Source organism: Aeromonas enteropelogenes (assembly GCF_020097295.1).
GTDB lineage: Bacteria > Pseudomonadota > Gammaproteobacteria > Enterobacterales > Aeromonadaceae > Aeromonas > Aeromonas enteropelogenes.
The window spans coordinates 905,216-927,292 of record NZ_CP083625.1; the positions used below are offsets into that span (position 1 = coordinate 905,216).

At 59.8% G+C, this 22,077-nt stretch carries 17 protein-coding genes, 1 pseudogene and 1 riboswitch; of the genes and pseudogenes, 7 read left to right on the plus strand and 11 right to left on the minus strand.

What is annotated here, in order from left to right; genetic code table 11:
* Positions 1-86 precede the first annotated feature (86 nt).
* The 4 genes and pseudogenes from LA321_RS04200 (at position 87) to LA321_RS04215 (ending at position 3,530) form a co-directional block, all read left to right on the plus strand.
* A complete protein-coding gene (locus tag LA321_RS04200) occupies positions 87-422 on the plus strand; it encodes a hypothetical protein (protein WP_042070764.1) in 336 nt (111 codons plus the stop codon).
* Entirely contained in the window at positions 403-864 is a 462-nt protein-coding gene (locus LA321_RS04205; protein WP_042070766.1) for a hypothetical protein, read from the plus strand. Before LA321_RS04200 ends, LA321_RS04205 begins: the two co-directional genes overlap by 20 nt.
* A gap of 73 nt (positions 865-937) precedes the next feature.
* Positions 938-1,186 (plus strand): annotated as a pseudogene (locus tag LA321_RS04210) (GNAT family N-acetyltransferase); the annotation flags it as partial.
* A gap of 184 nt (positions 1,187-1,370) precedes the next feature.
* Positions 1,371-3,530 (plus strand): AAA family ATPase, encoded by a 2,160-nt coding sequence (locus tag LA321_RS04215; protein ID WP_082043390.1) that lies wholly within the window; start codon positions 1,371-1,373, stop codon positions 3,528-3,530.
* 488 nt (positions 3,531-4,018) lie between these two features.
* Here LA321_RS04215 and thiH read toward each other — a convergent pair whose 3' ends face one another.
* From thiH to LA321_RS04260, 9 genes are all read right to left on the minus strand, one after another.
* A complete protein-coding gene (thiH, locus tag LA321_RS04220; RefSeq protein ID WP_042070770.1) occupies positions 4,019-5,167 on the minus strand; it encodes a 2-iminoacetate synthase ThiH in 1,149 nt (382 codons plus the stop codon).
* Positions 5,164-5,931 (minus strand): thiazole synthase, encoded by a 768-nt coding sequence (locus LA321_RS04225; RefSeq protein WP_042070772.1) that lies wholly within the window; start codon positions 5,929-5,931, stop codon positions 5,164-5,166. Before LA321_RS04225 ends, thiH begins: the two co-directional genes overlap by 4 nt.
* A 1-nt stretch (position 5,932) precedes the next feature.
* Positions 5,933-6,139, minus strand: a complete 207-nt coding sequence (gene thiS / locus LA321_RS04230) for a sulfur carrier protein ThiS (protein WP_042070774.1) — start codon at positions 6,137-6,139, stop codon at positions 5,933-5,935.
* A complete protein-coding gene (locus LA321_RS04235) occupies positions 6,136-6,912 on the minus strand; it encodes a HesA/MoeB/ThiF family protein (protein ID WP_042070776.1) in 777 nt (258 codons plus the stop codon). The genes thiS and LA321_RS04235 overlap by 4 nt, the downstream gene beginning before the upstream one ends.
* Positions 6,902-8,509, minus strand: coding sequence for a thiamine phosphate synthase (gene thiE / locus LA321_RS04240; protein WP_042070778.1), 1,608 nt, complete (start codon positions 8,507-8,509; stop codon positions 6,902-6,904). The genes LA321_RS04235 and thiE overlap by 11 nt, the downstream gene beginning before the upstream one ends.
* On the minus strand, positions 8,506-10,497 hold the full coding sequence (thiC, locus tag LA321_RS04245; protein ID WP_042070780.1) for a phosphomethylpyrimidine synthase ThiC: 1,992 nt from the start codon (positions 10,495-10,497) through the stop codon (positions 8,506-8,508). The genes thiE and thiC overlap by 4 nt, the downstream gene beginning before the upstream one ends.
* Positions 10,498-10,762: 265 nt before the next feature.
* A riboswitch (TPP riboswitch) is annotated at positions 10,763-10,876 on the minus strand.
* 109 nt (positions 10,877-10,985) lie between these two features.
* Positions 10,986-12,464 carry an aerolysin family beta-barrel pore-forming toxin gene (locus LA321_RS04250; protein ID WP_042070784.1) on the minus strand — a complete coding sequence of 493 codons (1,479 nt, stop codon included), beginning with the start codon at positions 12,462-12,464 and terminating at the stop codon, positions 10,986-10,988.
* A gap of 278 nt (positions 12,465-12,742) precedes the next feature.
* Entirely contained in the window at positions 12,743-13,216 is a 474-nt protein-coding gene (locus LA321_RS04255; RefSeq protein ID WP_042070999.1) for a hypothetical protein, read from the minus strand.
* A 72-nt stretch (positions 13,217-13,288) separates the two neighbouring features.
* The gene (locus tag LA321_RS04260) at positions 13,289-13,705 is read right to left on the minus strand and encodes a hypothetical protein (RefSeq protein WP_042025109.1); all 417 of its coding nucleotides are present in this window, start codon (positions 13,703-13,705) and stop codon (positions 13,289-13,291) included.
* Between the two features lie 87 nt (positions 13,706-13,792).
* Here LA321_RS04260 and LA321_RS04265 point away from each other — a divergent pair, with 87 nt between their 5' ends.
* Both LA321_RS04265 and LA321_RS04270 read left to right on the plus strand, forming a co-directional pair.
* The gene (locus LA321_RS04265) at positions 13,793-14,461 is read left to right on the plus strand and encodes a response regulator transcription factor (protein ID WP_026458199.1); all 669 of its coding nucleotides are present in this window, start codon (positions 13,793-13,795) and stop codon (positions 14,459-14,461) included.
* Complete coding sequence (locus tag LA321_RS04270; RefSeq protein WP_042070786.1) at positions 14,458-15,669, plus strand: sensor histidine kinase; 1,212 nt, start codon at positions 14,458-14,460, stop codon at positions 15,667-15,669. Before LA321_RS04265 ends, LA321_RS04270 begins: the two co-directional genes overlap by 4 nt.
* Before the next feature lie 66 nt (positions 15,670-15,735).
* Here LA321_RS04270 and rimK read toward each other — a convergent pair whose 3' ends face one another.
* Complete coding sequence (gene rimK, locus LA321_RS04275) at positions 15,736-16,632, minus strand: 30S ribosomal protein S6--L-glutamate ligase (RefSeq protein WP_042025107.1); 897 nt, start codon at positions 16,630-16,632, stop codon at positions 15,736-15,738.
* A gap of 240 nt (positions 16,633-16,872) precedes the next feature.
* The gene (gene metH, locus LA321_RS04280; protein WP_042070788.1) at positions 16,873-20,580 is read right to left on the minus strand and encodes a methionine synthase; all 3,708 of its coding nucleotides are present in this window, start codon (positions 20,578-20,580) and stop codon (positions 16,873-16,875) included.
* Positions 20,581-20,782: 202 nt separating this feature from the next.
* On the opposite strand from metH, the gene LA321_RS04285 reads away from it, so the two are divergent.
* A complete protein-coding gene (locus LA321_RS04285) occupies positions 20,783-22,060 on the plus strand; it encodes a cation:proton antiporter (protein WP_026456942.1) in 1,278 nt (425 codons plus the stop codon).
* Positions 22,061-22,077: the final 17 nt, after the last annotated feature.

Below are 22,077 nucleotides of genomic sequence, written 5' to 3' on the forward strand. Positions count from 1 at the left end.
TAAATATCTACCTCCGATTTGACCATCACATGGATAAATGATATCCATCTGGCTTCATTTATGTCCAATGTCGACAGGAGAGTATCATGGGCATAGCCACTTGTCCGATCAAAGAACTGACACTAAGTTCTCGTTCAATCGATGCGCTGGAGCAGATCGATCAACTGGTGGATAGCGCCAATCAACTGGCCTTCGCTGTTTCAGCAACACCGCTATATACAATTTTCAGCGATCCAAGAAGCGCCAAAGATGTGGTCTACAACATCAATGATTACGACTGGGAGTTATATGGCCAAGCGATGGAGGGGATCCCCAATATCCTGCGCCACAAGTTGAATCAAGTCGTTGAGCCCATGGCGTGGTCTTCAACGGGTAAAGAATCTCAATTTTGGAAATGCGTCCATGCCTCATACAACAAGTAAATTTGCCCTCCTGCTGCTCTTTGTCTGCCAAAGCAGCATGGCCTTGTCACTGCACGATCTGGATCCGGCGTTTGAACGCTGTGAGGTGATCAAGTCACAACACCGCTCCACACTACCCGAAAAAGGCGATCCATTCTGGTCATTGAAGAGAGAACAACAGGCCACCGTGCTTATTTATCTGCATGAAAAGAGCATGGAGCGCTGCACCGCAGCAGAGGTCGATGCGCTGGCGCTCAAGGCATTTCATCAAGCAGTAGAGGGAGACCGCACCTTTCTCGACACCTTGATCAAGGCGAGGACTACCACCCTAACGACAGCCCAGCAAAACCAGTTGCAGCAAGTCGGCCAAGCAGAGCTGGACAGGCTGGCAGGCATGAAGGAATTTGCTCAGCCCTTCTCGTTAAGCGATTACCTCAAGCTACTTGGCAGCCCCGCGCCATGACAAGAGAAGTGGCACCGTAGCTCACTATGCCCGCATGGGTTATAAGACGCGGATCATCTCTAGCATGGACATCGGTAACGGCGTCGCACGGCAAGCGGTCGCTCTGCTGCGTGACTTTGGTTTTCAACAGTTGGGTCTATTTCGGCTGGAGATCGTGATGGGAGTTGGCAACACCGCCAGCGAAGCCGTCGCCATCGCCGCTGGCGCTACCTTCGAGTATCGGGCCAGAAATCGTATTTTCCTTCATGGTAAACCTATGGATGCGCATATCTATGCCCTTTTTCCACGGATTGAAGCCTGCCACCGAGCTTATCTGGCGTAAGCGATTGATGCTCATCTCCGCCCCATCACTACCGCCTTCTAGGCTCCCGTATCTCCCCCTTAATCAGCTAAGCCGCAGACTCGTCACATTTCAAAACATCTAGGCTTCATATGAAATCCTGACCGCTGTAAACTAACAAATATATTTATATGCTTGATTTAATTAACATTACTTGGATATAAAAATGATCAAAGAAATCACACTTCAAAATATTACATCGTATCATCCTACAATCCCCACTAAAATTAATTTAAGTAAACCTAGAACAATCTTTTTTGGGCAAAATGGTAGTGGAAAAAGTACCATAGGTCGCCTAATAAGCGCCCCTGCAAAAGGAGAGCAGCTTAGCCAACAATCCAATGTCCAAAGCGATGAAAAGACAAGATATTATGTCTATAACAGCGACTTCATTAGAGAATCATTTTATGAATCAGCCTCCCAACCGGGTGTATTTACAGTTGGAAAGGATGATTCAAATGCTCAAGCAACTATAGAGGAGCTAGAAAAACAGAGGGAACTAAAATTCGCTCAAATCAGTAAAGCTGAAATCCAAAGCAATGAAATTAGGCAGTCAAGAGATGAAATTCTAAAAAAATATCAAGATTCCGTTTATTCACATAAAAAGCATTACCAACATGATGCCTTATCATACTGTCTAAGAGGAAGAGCTCAAAAAGCCTCGTTCTTTAGTGCAGCCGAATCAGGCCGTAAAATTAATGAACTCACACTAGATGAGTTAATAAAAGAAAAAGAAAAAATCGATGCTTTCTCGGTTGAAGTTCCAATTAAACCTGAGTTTATAACTATTCATAAAACAGATGTCAATATCAATACTCTACTTGGTTCTCCTCTCGTAAATACATCAACCTCTTATTTATCATCACTTATAGAAAAATTGAATAGCCAACTTTGGGTTCGAGATGGGCGTAAGTATATTGAACATACGAATGTCTGCCCATTCTGTCAAAAGACACCTACAAGTGAATTTAAAGAGCAACTTGAGCAAGTTTTCGACACCCACTATGAAGATGCAATATCTAGCCTTGAAGAATATAAAGAAGAATATGAAGTATATATTAACTCTGTCAAGGAGTACTTAAATAGTGACAAATTAGCTTACATTGAAAGCAACCAAGAATACCAGAGTGCTCGGAAAGCATTCATTGACGCCATAGAGAAAAACAATGAAATAGTTGCGCATAAAATAAAACACCCCATAGAAGTCATAACTCTAATTGACCAAGAGCAATTGGCTGGAAAAATAAATGCCATTATTGAGATGGCCAGGCAAGAGATTGATGTATTTAGTTCACAGTTAGCACAGAAAAAAGTCATTGAGTCCAATATAGAAAAACAATTTTGGGGATTGATAAATGAAGCTCTGAGCAGTGTCTTTTCTAATTATAAAAAAGAGTTAAAAATAAATGACTCTGAAATAGAAAAGAATCATAACATTGTTGTAAAACTAAAAAGTGAACTTGCAGCAATAGATAAGGATATTAGAGATCTTGCTGGGAGTATTGTTGGCATCGATTCTGCCTTAGACGCGATCAATAATAGACTTAAATCTATAGGTTTAGATAGCTTTGAATTAGTTAAACATCATGATGGAACATATTGCATTCATAGGGGCGGTGAAACAGACGCGGTATATCATACTCTTAGTGAAGGTGAAAAAACATTAATCACACTTGTCTATTTCATTGAGTTAGTTAAAGGTGACATAAACAAGAACGATTGCACTACTCCAAAAAATGAAAAAACTATTGTTATTGATGACCCCATATCCAGCCTATCATCAAACTATATATATGATGTTGCCACAATGATTCACAAGGATATATTTGAAGAAAACTATGGTCAATCTATTGTCTTGACTCATAATTTATTTTTTTACCATGAGCTACTAAAGCTGTCGGAATCTAATAAATTCGAAAAATTGTATGACCTCTATCGGGTTAAGAAAGATGAATACAGTAACATACATTCTCTAGGAAAGGATGAAATAAAAAATGACTATGAACTCTATTGGCTTGCCATTAGAGACTTCAAAGAAACCGGGAATTGGTCTCCACTTATTCCAAATGCAATGAGAAACATACTGGAACATTATTTTGCATTTGTACACAAGAATGACAAATTACATAAGGTAATTACAGCATTAGAGCAAACAGATCATCAATTCAAAGTTCTTTATAGATACTTAAATCGTTCTTCTCACTCTGATGCGATCAATATAACAGATATCAGTGTCGGTGATTATCAACGCTTCCTAGACATTTTCAAAAACATATTTGAAAAAACAGGAGATGGAGAGCACTACCAGAAAATGATCAGTGCATAACAGCACGGAGAGAAATAATGAAGATGTTGCCGCCTTGGTATACCTCACTTACCGATTGGGCAGGGAGCGATAGTGTTTGCACACATCTTCCCAGCGACCAAAACGAAAGCGTTGGTAGCGCCGTACAGGAACACATTTGTGTTTCATGGCAGCCTCCTCGTCCGAAAACGACAGTGTTGGACACTGACATCCCTCACAGGGCCTCTGCGAGCTTGCATGCGGCTAAGCAAGAGAAGTGGAAGGCGGCAACGGCTGATAGGAGACAACAAACAGTGTTATTTGTCAATTAATACAGAAACATACATCTCATTTCCACAGTAAGGATTGAATCGCTAGCATCTCGTATGTTGGGCTTCACTACGCTCAGCGCCAACCTACCACAGATGTAGGTTGCGGCTGAGCTTGCGAAGCCCAACGTTTACCGCGAATAGCTATTGTGTTCCGGCATCACTCTTTCCGCTCTGCGTATAGCAAGGGGGAATACCCCTCTATCTCCCTAAAAAGGGCTCCCAATCTTTAAACACCGGCTGCAACCCCGCCTGGCGCACGGCGGCGGCCACTTCCCCCACCGGGCGATCGTCGTGGATGGCGAACTGCTCCAACTCCTCCTCACCGCCGTCCGCATAGCCCCCCGGCTGGGTGCGCGACTCGGCTGACATCTGGGTGATGCCAAGGCGCACGGCGCCGTTGCGAAACGCCGGAGATTCCCGGGTGGAGAGGGACAAGTCCAGGGTCGGCGAGAAGAGGCGCCAGGCGCAGACAAGCTGGGCCAGCTGGCGGTCCGACATCACAACCTCCGGCTCCAGCCCCCCGGTGCAGGGGCGCAGGCGCGGGAAGGAGAGTGAATAGCGGCTCTGCCAGTGGTGGCGCTCAAGCCAGGCGAGGTGCTCGGCGACAAAGTAGCTGTCGGCGCGCCAATCCGCAGAGAGACCGATCAGCGCTCCCAAGCCTATCTTGTCGATGCCGGCGCGGCCCAGCCGATCCGGTGTGGCGAGGCGCCATCCGATGTCCTGCTTGTTGCCGCGTAGGTGGTGGCGGGCGTAGGTGGGGGCGTGGTAGGTCTCCTGATAGACCATGACCGAATCGAGGCCGAGGGTCTTGAGCTCGGCGTATTCGTCTTGCGAGAGGGGTTGCACCTCCATCGCCACCGTGCTGAAGTGGCGGCGGATGATGGGTATCACCTCGCGAAAATAGGCGAGCCCCACCTTGTGCTCATGCTCGCCGGTCACCAGCAGCACGCTGTCAAAGCCCCGCGCCTTGATGGCCAGACACTCGCGCTCTATCTCCTCCAGGCTCAAAGTCTTGCGTTTCAGGCGGTTGCTCATGGAGAAGCCGCAGTAGGTGCAGTCGTTGGCACACAGGTTCGACAGATAGAGCGGCACATAGAAGCCGATGGTGTTGCCGAAGCGCTGGCGGGTGAGGCGCTCGGCCTCGGCCGCCATCTGCGGCAAATACGCCTCGGCGGCCGGCGAGATCAGCGCCATAAAATCGGCCAGGGTGCGGCGAGGGGTGCTCAGGGAGCGCTCCACGTCTGCGGCGGTCTTGGCACGCACCTGCATCCCCACGTCGTCCCAATCAAGCGCCTGCCATCTATCGAGAAAACTCACGCCCTCGATGGGGTCGAAGTGCACGCTCATAGGGCCCCCAGAAAATCGGTGAGCGGGCTGGAGGCCTGGGCCTGCACGCCGCGCGCCCCCAGGCCCGCCTTATAGGCGCTGCGCCCGGCGGAGCAGGCGAGGGCGAAGGCGCGGCCCATGGCGACCGGGTCGCCGCTCACCGCGATGGCGGTGTTGACCAGCACGGCGTCGGCGCCGAGCTCAAAGGCGGCCGCCGCGTGGCTTGGCGCACCGATCCCCGCATCCACCACCACTGGCACATTGGCCTGCTCGACGATGATGGACAAAAACTCCCGGGTCACCAGCCCCTGATTGGAGCCAATCGGCGCACCGAGCGGCATCACGGCAGCGCAGCCCACCTCTTCCAGCCGCTTGCAGAGCACAGGGTCAGCGCCGCAGTAGGGCAACACCACGAAGCCCTCTTTGACCAGCTGCTCGGCGGCTTTCAGCGTCTCGACGGGATCGGGCAGCAGATAGCGGGGATCGGGGTGGATCTCGAGCTTGAGCCAGTTCGTCCCCAGCGCCTCACGGGCCAGGTGGGCAGCAAACACCGCCTCGGCGGCGGTCTTGGCCCCGGAGGTGTTGGGCAAGAGCTTGACCCCGAGTTTGCGCAAGGGGCTCAGGATATCGTCGTGGGCCTTGCCCGGTTCGAGGCGCTTGATGGCCATGGTGACGAGCTGGGAGCCGCTCGCCTCGATGGCGGCGGCCATCAAATCCGGGCGGGCAAACTTGCCGGTGCCGGTGAAGAGGCGCGAGGAGAAGGTGTGATCGGCAATCTTGAGCATGTCAGCCTCCCGCAATGGCAGTAAAGAGGTGAAGTTCGTCCCCATCATTGAGCGGGGTCTCGGCCCAGCGGCCACGGGGCAGCACGGCGCCGTTAAGGGCCACCGCCACCCCCTGGGGATGGACGCCCTGGGCGGCCAGCAGGTCGGCCACGCTCTGCCCTGCCGCCAGCGGCTGGTCTTTATCGTTGAGTCGAATGGTCAAGGTCATGGGGTGATTTCCTTGTGCTGCCCGCAAACCGGGCAATCGGGATCGGGGGCCAGAGTGAGGGTCTGCCACTGATGGGTCAGCGCATCGAAACGGCGCAATGTGCCGGCGACCGGGCTCGGCAGGCCGAGCAGCAGTTTCAATGCCTCCAGCGCCTGCAAGGTGCCCATCACCCCGACCAGCGGGCCGGTGACGCCGCTGGTCTCGCAGCTCTGACTGACTTTCGTATCCTGCGGATAGAGGCAGGCGTAGCAGGCCTGATCAAAGCTTGTGCGTACCATCAGCTGCCCCTGCCAGCCCACAGCGGCGGCGGAGATCCAGGGTTTGCCCTGGGCCACGCAGGCGGCGTTGATGGCCTGGCGGGTGGCGAGGTTGTCGCAGCAGTCGATCACCACATCTACCTCGTCCACAAACTCCGGCAGGCTGGCGGCATCGAGGCGCTGGTTGATGGCGATCAGCTCCACCAGCGGGTTGTGGGCCGCCAACCGCTCGCGGGCCAGCTCCGCCTTGGAGTGGTTGACCGCCTCACTATCGAACAGGATCTGGCGCGGCAAGTTGCTGGAATCGACCGTATCGCCATCGGCCAGCCACAAGGTGCCCACACCGGCCCCGGCCAGATAGAGGGCCAGCGGCGAGCCAAGCCCGCCCAAGCCCACGATCAGCACGGATTTATCCTTGAGCCGCACCTGCCCCGTCTCACCCACTTCCCCCAGCATCAGCTGGCGACCGTAGCGCAAATACTCTTCGTCACTGAGAGACGCGGCATCAGAGCGCATGTTCTGCCTCCCGTACAACACAGGCCGAGCGTGGCTCGTCCCCCGCCCCCACGGCGACTAGCAGCCGCTCGGTCGCCCCCTGCCAGTCGTCGCTCGCCGTGATGGCCGAGACCAGCGCAATGCTGCCGACCCCGCTCCCCTTGACCGCCGCGACCCGCTCCTCGCTGATGCCACCGATGGCCACCGTGGGCCACTGCGCCATCAGGGCGCGGTAGTGGTGCAGCCGCGCCAGCCCCTGGGGGCGCGAAGGCATCGCCTTGGTGTTGGTCGGGAAGATATGGCCCAGCGCGATATAGGAGGGGGCAAGCTCGCGGGCACGCATCAGCTCGAAGTAGCCGTGGGTGGAGATGCCAAGGCGCAGCCCGGCGGCCTGAATGGCGGCGAGATCGGCGGTCTCCATGTCCTCCTGCCCCAGGTGCACGCCCCAGGCGCCCGCCTCGATGGCTTGCTGCCAGTAGTCGTTGATAAAGAGACGCGCCCCATGGCGGCGACCGAGCGCGACCGCATCACGAATGGCCGGTGCCACCTGAGCGGCGGGCAGGTCCTTGATGCGCAGCTGGATGGTTTTGACCCCGGCCCCCAGCAGGCGTTTGAGCCACTTGACCGAATCCACCACCGGATAGAGGCCGAGGTTGTGCTCGGTCGGAGCAAAAGGGCCATCCGGCAGGCGGGCGCTGCTTTGCCCATAAAGTCCGAAGCGACGCTCCAGGGTTGAGCCCGCCAGCACGGCACGGGGGAAGTGGGCAAGATCTGAAGGCCAGCCGAGATGGGCGATGGGGCCGGGGCCCGCCCCCACCCCCTGCGCCGCCGCCAAGCCTTGCTGCAGGTAGGCACGCGCCAGGGTGATGGCGTCCTCCACCGGGTAATCCTGCGCCACCACGGCGGCGATGGCGCTGGCGTAGCAGCAGCCGGTGCCGTGGCCGTGGCGGGTATCGAGGCGCGGCGCGGCCAGCCAGAATTCGCGGGTCTCGTCCTGGTAGTAGTCGAGGCAGAGATCCCCGCCCCACTCAAGGTGGCCCCCCTTGACCAGCACGGCGCGGGCGCCGAGTTCGCGCAGCCGCCGTGCGGCGAGGCGCACCAGCTCGGGGCTGGTGGCGGGCAGGCCGGTCAGGGCTTCCAGCTCGGGGCCGTTGGGGGTAATCAAGGAGAGCCGCGGCAGCAGGTGCTCACGCACCGCCGCCAGCATGCCGGGCTCGGCCATGGGGGTGCCGGTGCTGGCGATGGCCACCGGGTCGTAGACCACGAAGGGAGCCTCGATGGTGCCCAGCCGGCGGGCCAGCACCTCCACGTGCAGCCGGGTCGGCAGCAGGCCTACCTTGATGGCGGCGGGTGGCAGATCCAGCCCCAGGGCGTCGATCTGGGCGGTGAAGGTCTGCATCAGCACGGGGTCGACCATCTTCACCGCCACCGAGTTCTGGGCCGTGATGGCGGAGATGACCGAGCAGCCGTGCACGCCAAGATCGTGCATCGTGTGCAGGTCGGCCTGAATGCCGGCCCCGCCGCCGGAGTCGGATCCCGCTATGGTCCAGACCACGGGACGTGCCTGCGTCACCGCTGTCAGGTCGGCGGGGCTGACAGCCCCGCGCTCGCTGCTCACGCCTCCTCCCCTGCGGCCTGCTTCAGGGTCGCCGCCTGGTGGTAGATCTCGCCGCCGGTCTCCTTGAAGGTCTCGGCCATCCGGGCCATGCCGCTCTCCACCTCGGCCACGACCCGCTCCTGCTGGCCATCCATGCCCACCATCTTGATTTCGACAGCCTCCAATTTCGCAGCGTAGTCGCGCACGTCCTGGGTGATCTTCATGGAACAGAACTTGGGCCCGCACATAGAGCAGAAGTGGGCTACCTTGCCGGACTCCTGGGGCAGGGTCTCGTCGTGGTAGGCGCGGGCGGTGTCGGGATCCAGCGCCAGATTGAACTGATCCTCCCAGCGGAACTCGAAACGCGCCTTGGACATGGCGTTGTCGCGGATCTGAGCGCCCGGGTGCCCCTTGGCCAGATCGGCGGCGTGGGCGGCGATCTTGTAGGTGATGAGCCCCTGCTTCACGTCTTCCTTGTTGGGCAGGCCCAGGTGCTCCTTGGGGGTCACGTAGCAGAGCATGGCGCAGCCGTACCAGCCGATGAGCGCGGCACCGATGCCGGAGGTGAAGTGATCGTAACCCGGTGCGATGTCGGTGGTGAGCGGGCCCAGGGTATAGAAGGGGGCCTCGTGGCAGTGCTCCAGCTGCTCGGTCATGTTGCGCTCGATCATGTGCATGGGCACGTGACCGGGGCCCTCGATCATCACCTGCACGTCGTACTCCCAGGCAATTTTAGTGAGCTCGCCCAAGGTGCGCAGCTCGGCGAATTGCGCCTCGTCGTTGGCGTCATAGACGGAGCCCGGACGCAGGCCATCACCCAGCGACAGACTGACGTCGTAGGCGGCGCAGATCTCGCAGATCTCGCGGAAATGCTCGTAGAGGAAGTTCTCCTTGTGGTGGGAGAGGCACCACTTGGCCATGATGCTGCCGCCGCGGGAGACGATGCCGGTGAGGCGCTTGGCGGTCATGGGCACGAAGCGCAGCAAGACGCCTGCGTGGATGGTGAAGTAGTCCACCCCCTGCTCTGCCTGTTCGAGCAGGGTGTCACGGAACAGCTCCCAGGTGAGATCCTCGGCGATGCCGCCCGTCTTCTCCAGCGCCTGGTAGATGGGCACGGTACCAATGGGCACCGGGCTGTTGCGCAGGATCCACTCGCGGGTCTCGTGGATATAGCGGCCGGTGGAGAGATCCATCACGGTGTCGGCGCCCCAGCGGGTGGACCACACCAGCTTCTCCACTTCCTCTTCGATGCTGGAGGTGACCGCCGAGTTGCCGATGTTGGCGTTGATCTTCACCAGGAAGTTGCGGCCGATGATCATGGGCTCGGCTTCCGGGTGGTTGATGTTGCAGGGGATGATGGCACGGCCGGCGGCCACTTCATCGCGCACGAACTCGGGGGTGATGTTCTCGGGCAGTCTGGCGCCGAAACCCTGACCCGGATGCTGGGTGCGCAGCAGCTCGGAGCGCACCCGCTCACGGCCCATGTTCTCGCGCAGGGCGATAAATTCCATCTCGGGGGTGACGATGCCGGCGCGGGCATAGTGCAGCTGGGTGACCCGGCGACCCGGCTTGGCGCGCCGAGCGCTCGGCAGATACTCGAAGCGCAGGTGATCCAGCCCCTCGTCGGCCAGGCGCTCCTGGGTGAAGACGGAGCTCAGGCCCTCCAGCGCCTCGGTGTCAGTGCGCTCAAGCACCCAGTTTTCACGCAGGCGCGGCAGGCCACTGCGCACGTCGATGGGGGCAGCCTCTTCCCCATAGAGGCCCGAGGTGTCGTAAACCGGCACCGGCTCGTTGGGCTCGAACCGGGGATCCTCCTTGGTGCCGCCGACAAAGGTGTCGGCAAGCTGGATCTCCCGCAGGGGCACCCGGATGTCGGGGCGGGAACCTTCAATAAAGATGCGGCGGGAGTTGGGGTGGGCCATCCCCTTCAAGTTATCGATAAAGGTCTGGGCGCTGGAGCGCTGCTCGCGGCGGCTGGATTTGGTGGTATCAGATACATGGGTAGACATAGCAAAACTCACATTAACTGGTTGAAGTTATGGGTGTTTGCTTGTCTGGAGTTCGAGGAGAAGATGAACTTGCGGCGGGGTGCTCTAGCGGGGGAGTGGGCGATGGGGTTTCTCTTCCCAGTCCAGCCCTGTCGTCCCTCTGCCCTGTGCGGCAGATCCACGGCCCTGACGGCCCGGCGGGACAAACTCCCCCTGTGCGCCTGTGCCAGCCAGAGGCGGTCTGCCTCTGGCTGGCGGGAAGGTCCTCCTTCCCCGGCGCGGTAACCCGCAAGTTACCCTTGTTTCCCTTCGCAGGTCTTAACCTGATCAGGTTCCACGGATCCCGAATTAACGGTCTCAGCTTAGCGTCGTTCGACGGTCAGCACTCCGACAAGATGGCGCCAGTATAAGTGGGGTTTTGCAAAGTACAACCCATTAACACGCCCGACCAGTGCAAAAGAAAGACCGGGCACTGGGCCCGGTCTGGTCGTTACGTTGCGTGTGCTTGTTTAATTGCGAGCCGGAGTCACCGAGAGCGTGACATTCTCGAAGCCCAGCTCGGCAAGCTCCTGGGCATCCAGCGGGATGTCCAGCTTGAGCCCGGTATTGGCACCGTCCACGCTGCGGGTACGGCGTACCTTGCTGTCGCTGCCAAGCGGCACCGGGGTGCCGATCTCGATATTGCCGGCGAACTGGCTCTCGGCACGGAAGTCACCCGTGATGCTGGCGCGAACCGGGCGCAGTACTCTGGCCAGGCTGTCCTGCATGGTGGCGAGGCCGTTCTGCTGGATGGCCCAGTTCCAGTCCCACCACTTCATCTCGCCAGGGAGGTAGCGCTTGTCCCACTGGTAACGGATGCTGCTCGCCTTGTCTTTGAACGGACCGATGGCGAAGGTGTGACTCAGGGTCGGACGATCCTCGGGATGGGTATGCCAGGCATTGCCACCCCAGCGCAGAAAGCCGTTGAAGGTCAGGTCATAGCTCATATCCGCTTTGAACTCATAGGGATAGGAGATGTTCGCCTTGTAGAGCTCGATCTTCACCGGTACCCGGGAGCGGGCGGGCACGACCGGACGTACCGACTGGGACAACGCCGTGGTGACGGCCCCTCCGTTCTGGGAGGCCCAGGACTGGTTCGCGGCAATCTCGATGGAGACCTCGGTTTCCCCCACAAGCGGCCACTTGAACTTGTTCTTGGTCGAGACCTTCTCGCTCAGGCCATAGGTGTTGGTCTTGGACCAGTTGCTCATGGTGGTGTAGTTCAGAGTCACGTCGTAACCGGACTGGGGCGTGTCGCTGATGTTGGTCGCCCAACCCACCACGGTGTGGACCAAGGTACGCTCTGACTGGGTCACGTCGCCGTGGCTGAAGCTGCCCGGATCCAGGGTATAGGCGAAGTTGCTGACCCGGATGCTGCTCTTCTCGTTGCAGCGATAGCCGTCGCATTTCCCGCCGTCGTTGCCACGCAGCACCCAGTCGTCCCCCTCCTGGATCACGTCCATGTCATCCCCGACAAACTGGCTGTGATCGCCTCCGACCCAGGCATAGCCCAGATAGTGGGCCAGATAACTCACCGGCTTGATGAAATTGGCGCTGTCGTGAACCATACGCCATTGCACATCCACCGCATCGCCGTCAGGAATATTGAAGGCGGGCAATACAGGTATTTCTGCCGTGGCGGGACGAGTGGGATAACACCAGGTTGTCGATGCTTTACCCGGTTTTATTTCACCGTTATAACCTGGCCCAAGAATAACCCAGTTATTGGCCAACCCACTGATTTGCCACTGCCCCATCATGGCCACAATATTATTCCGGACACTCTGTGCTTCTTCCCGGTTAATTGGACGATAATCAGTACCGCAGACATCTTCCCCAAGAGAGAACAGCCGCAGCTGGTCAGGATAGATGGGCTCTGCAGCATTGGTCTGGGCGGCCAGCGTGGCGGAAATGATTAATGACAAGCCTGTTATTTTGAGTGCTTTCATAGCAACCCCTTATTTTTGGAGAACGACACGAATGAGAGGGTTATTTTTATTAACAAGCAGCACGCCAGACCACCATATCAGCCGAGGTTATTTAGACTCAAGCAGGAATATTTAATTTCATGATCTCAATATGACGAAAACGTTTGAATTAGAGCTATCACTTTAATGACTAAATACTTATAAGCGGTCCTCTTTAAATGAAATAAAATCTAACAATTTTATATATTCTTAAATATCCTGACTTATTGGATAAGACAGAGAATAGATATTTCCCGGTTTTATTCCGTGATTTCATCTTCCGGATTGACGACCAGGATCTCCTGCAGGCTCCCTGCTTCATCCCGGGTCAGCACCAGCTCGCGTCCGGGTTGCATGTCACCGGGCCCCCCGTTGAGCCAGCGGGTATGATGATCAAACGCCACCTCCCCCAGCCCCGCCATCGAGAGCGTCCCGGCGCCTTGTGCGATCAGGGGTGCCTGCGCCCGCCGCCAGCCATCCGACGGCCGTGCCTGGGGGGCAAGACCAATTTGCTCGGCCACGCCATCACGGCTCCAGATGGCCAGACGCATACCGGGCCTCAAATCAGATAACTGCCGAATGCCCTCCAGCCGGGCGCTGCCCAGTTCGAGTTCGGCTCCCTGAAACTGCAGGCGCAGGCCGTCGTTGTGTTCCAGTTCCACCAGCCAGAGTTCGCGCTCGGCAGCCTGGATACAAAAGGGCAGAGAGAGGAGAAGAAGGATGGCGGGTTTCATGTGGCGGCCCATGGTCAAGTGCAGGAGGAGCCTTAACTATGGGCCGGGATGGGGGGATTTTCCGCTGGCGGGTCAGTCGTCCTGGCGGCAGCGGCTCAGGCGCATGCCGTCGAATTTGCACTCCAGCTCGAGCCAGCGCCCTTCGAACGGAGCCAGGCTGTTGTCCGAGGTGGTGTAACCCCAGATTCGCCCCCGCTCGACCGGCCCTTCCAGCTCCATCTCGTCCGCTTCGTCAATCGCTTCCACTTCCCGCACGTAGCGCACGCCGTCCAGCACCACCCCTTCCAGATCGACCCAGGTGCCTCCCAGATCGTCTTCGTTGAGCCAATCCTTGAAGCGGGTCTGATCGTCGATCACAAACGGCAGACCATTGACCATCAGCTGCCCCAGCTGCCAGGTGGTGCGGCCGGTCAGCTTGAATTCGGCGGCATGTGCCATGCCAAATGGCAGCATGAGCAACAACAGCAGGGCACAGATAGGTTTCTTCATCGGGGATCCTCGGGGTTACACTGGCACACAGGATGCCGTATCCGGTGTGAAAAGACCGTGAAAGGTCGCTGACCAGGAGAGCAAAGCATGAAGATTTTGGTTGTGGAAGACAATCCTCAGGTAGCGGAAACCATCATGGATTATCTGGAACTGGCGGGCCACCGGCTGGACTGCGCCTATCACGGCCAGGCCGCCCTGCAGTTGCTGGCGGAGCAGCGCTTCGACGTCATCATCATGGACGTCATGATGCCGCGCCTGGACGGCCTGAGCGCGGTGGCTCGCCTGCGCGAGCAGGGCATTGCCACCCCGGTGCTGTTTCTCACCGCCCGCGACAGCCTGGAGGACAAGCTGGCCGGCTTCAAGGCGGGGGGTGATGACTATCTGGTCAAGCCGTTCGCCATGGAGGAGCTGGAGGTGCGCCTGCAGGCCCTCAGCCTGCGGGGGCCACGCGGAGACGTGGGTGCCATCAGCGTGGGCGAGCTGACCGTCGATGCCGCCAGCGGCCGCGCCACCCGGGCCGGGGTCGAACTCAAGCTCGGCAAAATCCCGTTCCGGATCCTTACCCTGCTGGCTCGCCGTGCCCCCGCCATCGTCAGCCGCCAGGAGGTGCTGGATACCGTCTGGGGGGATGAGGAGCCGGACTCCGACGCCCTGCGCAGCCACATCTATGCCCTGCGCAACGCCCTCGACAAACCCTTTCCCACCCCCATGCTGGAGACCCTGCACGGCCAGGGCTACCGGCTGGTGACCCCATGAGCCTGCCGAGCCTGCGCCGTCGCCTGGTGGTGGCCCTTGGTGGCGCTGGCCTGGTGCTGCTGATGCTGATCTCCGGCCTGATGCTGGTGGCCGAGGACAAGATGGAGGAGCTGAGCCTGCGCCACTGGCTGGAGGCTGAGGTGACCCGCTACGGCGATGACTGGCTGCGCCTCGGCATGGCGGCGCCGGCGCCGAGCCCGCGCCAGTTCTCCAGCTACTGGACCGAGGCGGGCCGCCTGCCGGTCTGGCTCAGGCCCTACCAGACCCCCGGCTTTTTCGAGCATCAGCTGGGCGAGGAGGACAAGCACTTTCTGGTGGCGCGCCACCCCTCTGGCAAGGGGCTGCTCTATCTGGTGTTCAACGACGACGCCGACGACTATCTGGATCCTTACGAAGACAAACTGCATCTCGCCACCCGGCTGATCGGGCTGGCGCTTCTGCTCGCCTTCATCGGGTTTGGCATCTGGCTGGTACGCCACATTACTGGACCGTTGCAGCGGTTGCAGCAGCGGGTCGCCCACCTCACCCCGGATCAGGCGGACTTCGTGCCCGATGCACCCTGGCAGGAGCTGCGGGACATAGAACAGGCCCTGCTGACCGGCAAGCAGGAGGTCAGCGCCGTGTTTGCCCGCGAGCAGGAGTTCAGCCGCTTCGCCAGCCACGAGCTGCGCACCCCCAACATGGTGATCCAGGGTTCCGCCGCCCTGCTCGGCAAGGTGACCGATCTGCCAGCCCCGGCGGCCCGCGCCACCGTCCGCATTCGCGCCGCCGCCGACGAGATGGCCCTGCTCACCGAGACCTTCCTGCTGCTGGGACGCAAGGAGGAGGTGGAGCGGCCGCCACAGCAGGTGGCACCCTTGATCCGCCGGGAGCTGGCCCGCCTTGCCCCCTTGCTGCAGCGGGAGTCCCTCGATATCCGGCTTGAACTGGACGAGGCAAGCGAAGTAAACGCTCCCCTCTCCCTGCTCGCCATTGCGCTCGGTAACTTATTGAAAAACGCCCTCAGCTACGCCGAAGGCCATATCGAGATCGAGCTGCGCGGGCAGGAGCTCACCATCAGCAATCCGACAGCGGCGGCGCCGGATCAGATCCTCGGCTACGGCTGCGGCCTCACCATCATCCAGCGCATCTGCGAGAAGCTGGGCTGGCAGATAGAGACCCGGCTGGCGGAGGGCATCTTCAGCGCCCGGCTGGCGATGAGCCCCTGAAACAAGAAGGCGCCCGAGGGCGCCTTCTCTTTATGCTGCTTGATGCAACTTGTCACTCACAGCTCCTTACTCGGCAGGCTTGTGCTTGCGGCTACCCTTGAGCTCGAGAAACTCGATGATCTTGCCCGCCACATCCTTGCCTGAGGCGGCCTCCACCCCCTGTAGGCCAGGAGAGGAGTTCACCTCCAGCACCAGCGGCCCGCGGGCAGAGCGCAGTATGTCTACGCCAGCCACATCCAGCCCCATGATCTTGGCGGCCTGCACCGCGGTAGCCCGCTCCTCCGGGGTGATCTTGATCGCCTCTGCGGTGCCGCCCCGGTGCAGGTTGGAGCGAAACTCCCCAGGCTGGGCCTGACGGCGCATGGCCGCCACCACCTTGCCGTTGACCACCAGGCAGCGGATGTCGGCGCCGTTGGCCTCGCGGATATACTCCTGCACCAGTATGTTGTTGTTGGTCTGGATAAAGGCCTCGATCACGCTCTCGGCGGCCTTCTGGGTCTCGCACAACACCACGCCGATCCCCTGGGTGCCCTCCAGTAGCTTCACCACCAGCGGCGCACCGCCCACCATGGTGATGAGGTCCGGCACGTCATGGGTGCTGTGGGCATAGCCGGTCACCGGCAGGCCGACCCCGTGGCGCGACAGTAGTTGCATGGCCCGCAGCTTGTCGCGGGAGCGGCTGATGGCCACCGAACTGTTGAGGGCCAGGGTGTTCATCATCTCGAACTGGCGCAGCACGGCGGTGCCATAGGCGGTGATGCTGGCCCCAATGCGCGGGATCACGGCGTCATAACTCTCCAGCTCCCCCCCCTCGTAGTGAATGGAGGGGTTGTGGGAGGCGATGTTCATGTAACAACGCAGGGTGTCGAGCACCTCGACCTGGTGACCACGGGCCTGTGCCACCTCGACCAGACGGCGAGTGGAGTAGTTTTTCGGCTCACGGGATAAAATGGCGATCTTCATGACAATTCCGCTAGAAGGCAGTGCCTGGGCAGGATGGGGCGGGAGAGTATAAGGTGCCACAGCGCCAAGACAACGCCAATTGTTTCTCCTGACAACAAGACAAACCGCACACAGAGCCCACCGCTCAGCTCCTCGCCGCGACCATGGAAAACGACGGCTTCGGGCTGGCTGGTCCACCAGCCCGAGCATGCCGCCGTTTTTTGCCTGACGATCAGCCGGATTTCATCCGGCCTTTCACTCTTAGCCGATATTGGGGGCCAGCCAGCGCTGGGCCTCCTCCAGTGTCATCCCCTTGCGCACGGCGTAGTCCTCCACCTGATCGGGCTGGATCTGGGCCACCGCGAAGTATTTGCTGTCGGGGTGGGAGAAGTACCAGCCCGACACCGCCGCGCCCGGCCACATGGCGTAGGACTCGGTGAGCTTCATGCCGATGGCCTGCTCCACGTCCAGCAGCTCCCAGATGCTCCCCTTCTCGGTGTGCTCCGGGCAGGCCGGGTAACCGGGCGCCGGGCGGATGCCGCGGTAGTTCTCGCGGATCAGCTCCTCGTTGGAAAGCGCCTCGTCCGGGGCATAGCCCCAGTGCCGCTTTCGCACCTGCTCGTGCAGGTACTCGGCAAAGGCCTCCGCCAGACGGTCGCACACCGCCTGGATGAGAATGGCGTTGTAGTCGTCGTGCTCCGCCTTGTAGGCCTTGGCGATGGCCTCCTCGCCGATGCCGCCGGTCACCGCAAAGGCACCGATCCAGTCCGGCTTGCCGCTCTCTTTGGGGGCCACATAGTCCGCCAGACAGTAGTTGGGGAAGCCTTGCTTCTCGCTCTGCTGGCGCAGGTGGTGCAGCACTTTTTTCACTTCAGTGCGCGACTCGTCGGTGTAGACCTCGATGCTGTCCCCCACGGCGTTGGCCGGGAACAGGCCGACGATGCCGGCACAGCGCACGCTCTGCTCCTTCTCCAGCTGATCCAGCATGGCGTTGGCGTCGGCAAAGAGGCGCGTTGCCTCCTCCCCCACTACCTCGTCTTCCAGGATGCGGGGGAACTTGCCCGCCAGCTCCCAGCTCAGGAAGAACGGCGTCCAGTCGATGTAGGGGCGCAGCACCGAAATGGGCACGTTTTCGAACTTCTGCACGCCAGGCTCCCGGGGCGCCGGCGGCTCATACCCCACCCAGTCCAGCTGATGGCGGTTGGCGCGAGCCTCCGCCAGCGTGATGGGGCGCGAGCGCGGCTGCTTGCGGGCGTGCTGCTCGCGGGCGATCTCGTACTCCTTGTCGATGCGGGCGACAAAGGCAGGTTTGAGATCCTCGCTCAGCAAGCTCTGGGCTACCCCCACCGCACGGGAGGCGTTGGAGACATAGACCACGGGCTCGGAGTAGTTCTGCTCTATCTTCACCGCGGTGTGGGCCTTGGAGGTGGTGGCACCGCCGATGAGCAGCGGCAGCTTGAACCCCTGGCGCTCCATCTCTTTCGCCACGTGCACCATCTCGTCGAGAGATGGGGTGATGAGGCCCGACAGACCTATGATGTCGGCATTCACCTCCCGCGCCGTCTTGAGGATGGTCTCGCAAGGCACCATGACCCCGAGGTCGATGATCTCGAAGTTGTTGCACTGCAGCACCACGCCGACGATGTTCTTGCCGATGTCGTGTACGTCCCCCTTGACGGTGGCCAGCACGATTTTGCCGTTGCTGGAGCCGCCCGATTTCTCCGCCTCGATATAGGGCTGCAAATAGGCCACCGCCCGCTTCATGACCCGGGCCGACTTCACCACCTGGGGCAGGAACATCTTGCCGGCGCCGAACAGATCGCCCACCACGTTCATGCCGTCCATCAGCGGCCCCTCGATGACGTGCAGCGGCCGCTCGGCCTGGGCGCGCGCCTCTTCGGTGTCCTCCTCGATAAAGTCGGTGATGCCCTTGACCAGGGCGTGTTCCAGCCGCTTGCCCACCGGCCAGCTGCGCCACTCCTGCTCCCGCGGATCCTCGGTCTGGGCGCCGGCACCGCGGTACTTCTCGGCGATGGCCAGCAGCTCCTCGGTGGCGTTGTCATTGAGGTTGAGCACCACCGCCTCGACCTTCTCCTTGAGCTCGGCCGGGATGTCTTCATAGATGGCGAGCTGGCCAGCGTTGACTATTCCTAAGTCCATGCCGTTCTTGATGGCGTGGTAGAGGAAGACGGCGTGGATGGCCTCGCGCACCGGCTCGTTGCCCCTAAAGGAGAAGGAGACGTTGGAGACGCCGCCGGAGATCATGGCGTGGGGCAGGTTCTCCTTGATGTCCTTCACCGCCTCGATGAAGTCCACCGCGTAGTTGTTGTGCTCGTCGATCCCGGTCGCCACCGCGAAGATGTTGGGGTCGAAGATGATGTCTTCCGGCGGGAAGCCCACCTGATCCACCAGGATGCGGTAGGCGCGCTGGCAGATTTCGAACTTGCGGGCGCGGGTATCGGCCTGCCCCACCTCGTCAAACGCCATCACGATGACGGCGGCGCCGTAGCGGCGCAGCAGTTTCGCCTGCTCGATGAACTTGTCCACCCCCTCCTTCATGGAGATGGAGTTGACCACCGGCTTGCCCTGCACGCACTTGAGGCCGGCTTCCAGCACCTCCCACTTGGAGGAGTCGATCATCACGGGCACCCGGGCGATGTCCGGCTCGCCGGCGATGAGGTTCAAGAAGCGCACCATGGCCGCCTCGGCGTCCAGCATCCCCTCGTCCATGTTGATGTCGATGATCTGGGCGCCGTTCTCCACCTGCTGCTTGGCGACATCCAGGGCCTCGTCGTAGAGCCCCTCCTTGATGAGCCGCTTGAACTTGGCCGAGCCGGTGACGTTGGTGCGCTCCCCCACGTTCACGAACATGGACTCCGCCGTGATGATGAGGGGCTCCAGGCCCGACAACCGGCAGGCCACCGGCAGATCCGGCAGGGCGCGGGGCTTGATGCCCGCCACCGCATCGCTCATGGCGCGAATATGGGCCGGGGTGGTGCCGCAGCAGCCGCCCACCAGGTTGAGAAAGCCGCTTTGAGCCCACTCGCGGATATGGCCCGCCATCTCGGCGGCGTCGAGGTCGTACTCGCCGAAGGCGTTCGGCAGACCGGCGTTGGGGTGGGCGCTCACGAAGGTTTCGCTGATGCGGGAGAGCTCCTCCACGTACTGGCGCAGCTCATCTGGCCCAAGCGCGCAGTTGAGACCGAAGGAGACGGGTTTGACGTGGCGCAGCGAGTGGTAGAAGGCTTCGGTAGTCTGGCCGGAGAGAGTACGGCCGGAGGCGTCCGTGATGGTGCCGGAGATCATCACCGGCAGGCTGTAGCCCAGCGCCTCGAACACCAGGTCCACCGCGAAGGCGGCCGCCTTGGCGTTGAGGGTATCGAAGATGGTCTCGATCAGGATGATGTCGGCGCCGCCCTCAATGAGGGCATGGGTCGATTCGGTATAGGCGGCCACCAGCTGGTCATAGGTGACATTGCGCTTGCCGGGGTCGTTCACGTCCGGCGAGATGGAGGCGGTGCGGTTGGTGGGCCCCAGGACGCCTGCCACGAAGCGCGGCTTGTGGGGCTCTTTGGCGGTCCACTCGTCCGCCACGGTGCGGGCCAGGCGGGCCGCCTCCCGGTTGATCTCGGCAGAGAGATCCTCCATCTCGTAGTCGGCCATAGCGATACGGGTGGCGTTGAAGGTATTGGTCTCGAGGATATCGGCGCCGGCGGCGCAATACTGGTCGTGTATCTCGCGGATCACGGCGGGACGGGTCAGCACCAGCAGGTCGTTGTTGCCCTTGATGTCGGTGTGCCAGTCGGCGAAACGCTCGCCTCTATAGTCCGCCTCGCCGAGCTTGTAGCCCTGGATCATGGTGCCCATGGCCCCGTCGATGATCAGGATCCGCTCCTTGAGGCAGGTTTCCAGTTTCTTTGTTATGTCCGACTTCTGGTTCGGATCCCTACTTTGCCCACTCTTCGCCACGGCGCTTTCCTCTTACATCCATGCAACTGCGTAAGCAGCATCCTAACAGTAAACCTGGAAAATGGAAATCTAGCCGTCTATCAGTCCAAAATGGCCTTCATATACTCACTTGTGGGTAATGAGTAACATATGACCCGGGAGTACCCTATGGGCGTCCCGACAGGGATACGTGCTTGCTGTTTACAAATGAGAAAAAATAACTATGAGCGTCTACTACACACTCTGCTTTCTGGCAGCGTTGGCGATATTTATCGCCTTTGCCAACCAGTATGTCGTGAAGATCCAGACCACCATCGCCATCACCGCCGGCTCCATGCTGATCTCCGCGCTGATGGTGCTGTTCGGTAAACTGGGTTGGTTCAACCTGGAACCCCTTGCCGTCGAGACCATGAAGAGCATCGACTTCCAGAATTTCCTGCTCAAGGGGATCCTGGGCTTCCTGCTGTTCGCCGGAGGTCTTGGCATCAACCTCAAGGCGCTGCGCAGCCAGAAGTGGGAGATCACCATTCTGGCCATAGTCGCGACCCTGCTCTCCACCTTCCTCATCGGCTACGGCTTCTGGTTCATCGCCAAGCTGCTGGGCTGGGATGTGCCACTGGTCTACTGCATGCTGTTCGGTGCCCTGATCTCCCCCACCGACCCCATCGCCGTGCTGGCCATCGTCAAGAAGATGAAGGCGCCGCCCCAGATCTCCATCCAGATCGAGGGGGAGTCCCTGTTCAATGACGGTGTCGGCCTCGTCATCTTCGCCACCGTGTTTGCCGTGGCATTTGGCGGCGTCGAGCCCACCTTCGGCAGCGTAGCGGGTCTGTTCCTGCATGAAGCCCTGGGCGGCATCCTGTTCGGTGCCGTGCTGGGGGTCATCGCCCACGTGATGATCAGCGCCACCGATGACGGCTCTCTGGAGCTGCTGCTGACCCTCTGCATCCCGACCGCCGGCTTCGCCTTTGCCAACATGATCGGCGTCTCCGGCGCTCTGGCCATGGTGGTCACCGGCATCATGATCGGCAACTGGACCCGCCACTCCGGCTTCTCCGAGCAGAGCCGCCATCACCTGGATCACTTCTGGGAGTTGATGGACCAGTTCCTCAACGCCCTGCTGTTCCTGCTGATCGGTCTGGCGCTGGTGCTGCTGGATCTCGCCTGGCGTGACTGGATCCTGCTGGTCATCGCGGTGCCGCTCTGCCTGGCTGCCCGCTTCATCAGCGTCTCCCTGCCCTATGTGGCCTTCCGCCGTTTCCGTACCTATAACACCTTCTCGGTGCGGATCCTCACCTGGGGCGGCCTGCGCGGCGGTCTGGCCATGGCGATGGCCCTGGCACTGCCGTCCGGCGTCATGATGCTCCCGGAGCACGGCGTCGACCTGCGCCAGGTCATCCTGGTGATGACCTACTCTGTGGTGATGTTCTCCATCGTGGTGCAGGGCATGACCATCACCCCGATGATCACCGCTGCCAAGCGGGCAAGCGGCGACTACTGATTGCCGCCTGCCGCCGG

What these genes read in the sequence shown, in the direction of transcription:
- LA321_RS04200 (WP_042070764.1), top strand. Translation starts at nt 87, where the DNA reads ATGGGCATAGCCACTTGTCCGATCAAAGAACTGACACTAAGTTCTCGT.
- LA321_RS04205 (WP_042070766.1), top strand. Translation starts at nt 403, where the DNA reads ATGCCTCATACAACAAGTAAATTTGCCCTCCTGCTGCTCTTTGTCTGC.
- LA321_RS04215 (WP_082043390.1), top strand. Translation starts at nt 1,371, where the DNA reads ATGATCAAAGAAATCACACTTCAAAATATTACATCGTATCATCCTACA.
- thiH (WP_042070770.1), bottom strand. Translation starts at nt 5,167, where the DNA reads ATGAGCGTGCACTTCGACCCCATCGAGGGCGTGAGTTTTCTCGATAGA.
- LA321_RS04225 (WP_042070772.1), bottom strand. Translation starts at nt 5,931, where the DNA reads ATGCTCAAGATTGCCGATCACACCTTCTCCTCGCGCCTCTTCACCGGC.
- thiS (WP_042070774.1), bottom strand. Translation starts at nt 6,139, where the DNA reads ATGACCTTGACCATTCGACTCAACGATAAAGACCAGCCGCTGGCGGCA.
- LA321_RS04235 (WP_042070776.1), bottom strand. Translation starts at nt 6,912, where the DNA reads ATGCGCTCTGATGCCGCGTCTCTCAGTGACGAAGAGTATTTGCGCTAC.
- thiC (WP_042070780.1), bottom strand. Translation starts at nt 10,497, where the DNA reads ATGTCTACCCATGTATCTGATACCACCAAATCCAGCCGCCGCGAGCAG.
- LA321_RS04250 (WP_042070784.1), bottom strand. Translation starts at nt 12,464, where the DNA reads ATGAAAGCACTCAAAATAACAGGCTTGTCATTAATCATTTCCGCCACG.
- LA321_RS04255 (WP_042070999.1), bottom strand. Translation starts at nt 13,216, where the DNA reads ATGAAACCCGCCATCCTTCTTCTCCTCTCTCTGCCCTTTTGTATCCAG.
- LA321_RS04260 (WP_042025109.1), bottom strand. Translation starts at nt 13,705, where the DNA reads ATGAAGAAACCTATCTGTGCCCTGCTGTTGTTGCTCATGCTGCCATTT.
- LA321_RS04265 (WP_026458199.1), top strand. Translation starts at nt 13,793, where the DNA reads ATGAAGATTTTGGTTGTGGAAGACAATCCTCAGGTAGCGGAAACCATC.
- LA321_RS04270 (WP_042070786.1), top strand. Translation starts at nt 14,458, where the DNA reads ATGAGCCTGCCGAGCCTGCGCCGTCGCCTGGTGGTGGCCCTTGGTGGC.
- rimK (WP_042025107.1), bottom strand. Translation starts at nt 16,632, where the DNA reads ATGAAGATCGCCATTTTATCCCGTGAGCCGAAAAACTACTCCACTCGC.
- LA321_RS04285 (WP_026456942.1), top strand. Translation starts at nt 20,783, where the DNA reads ATGAGCGTCTACTACACACTCTGCTTTCTGGCAGCGTTGGCGATATTT.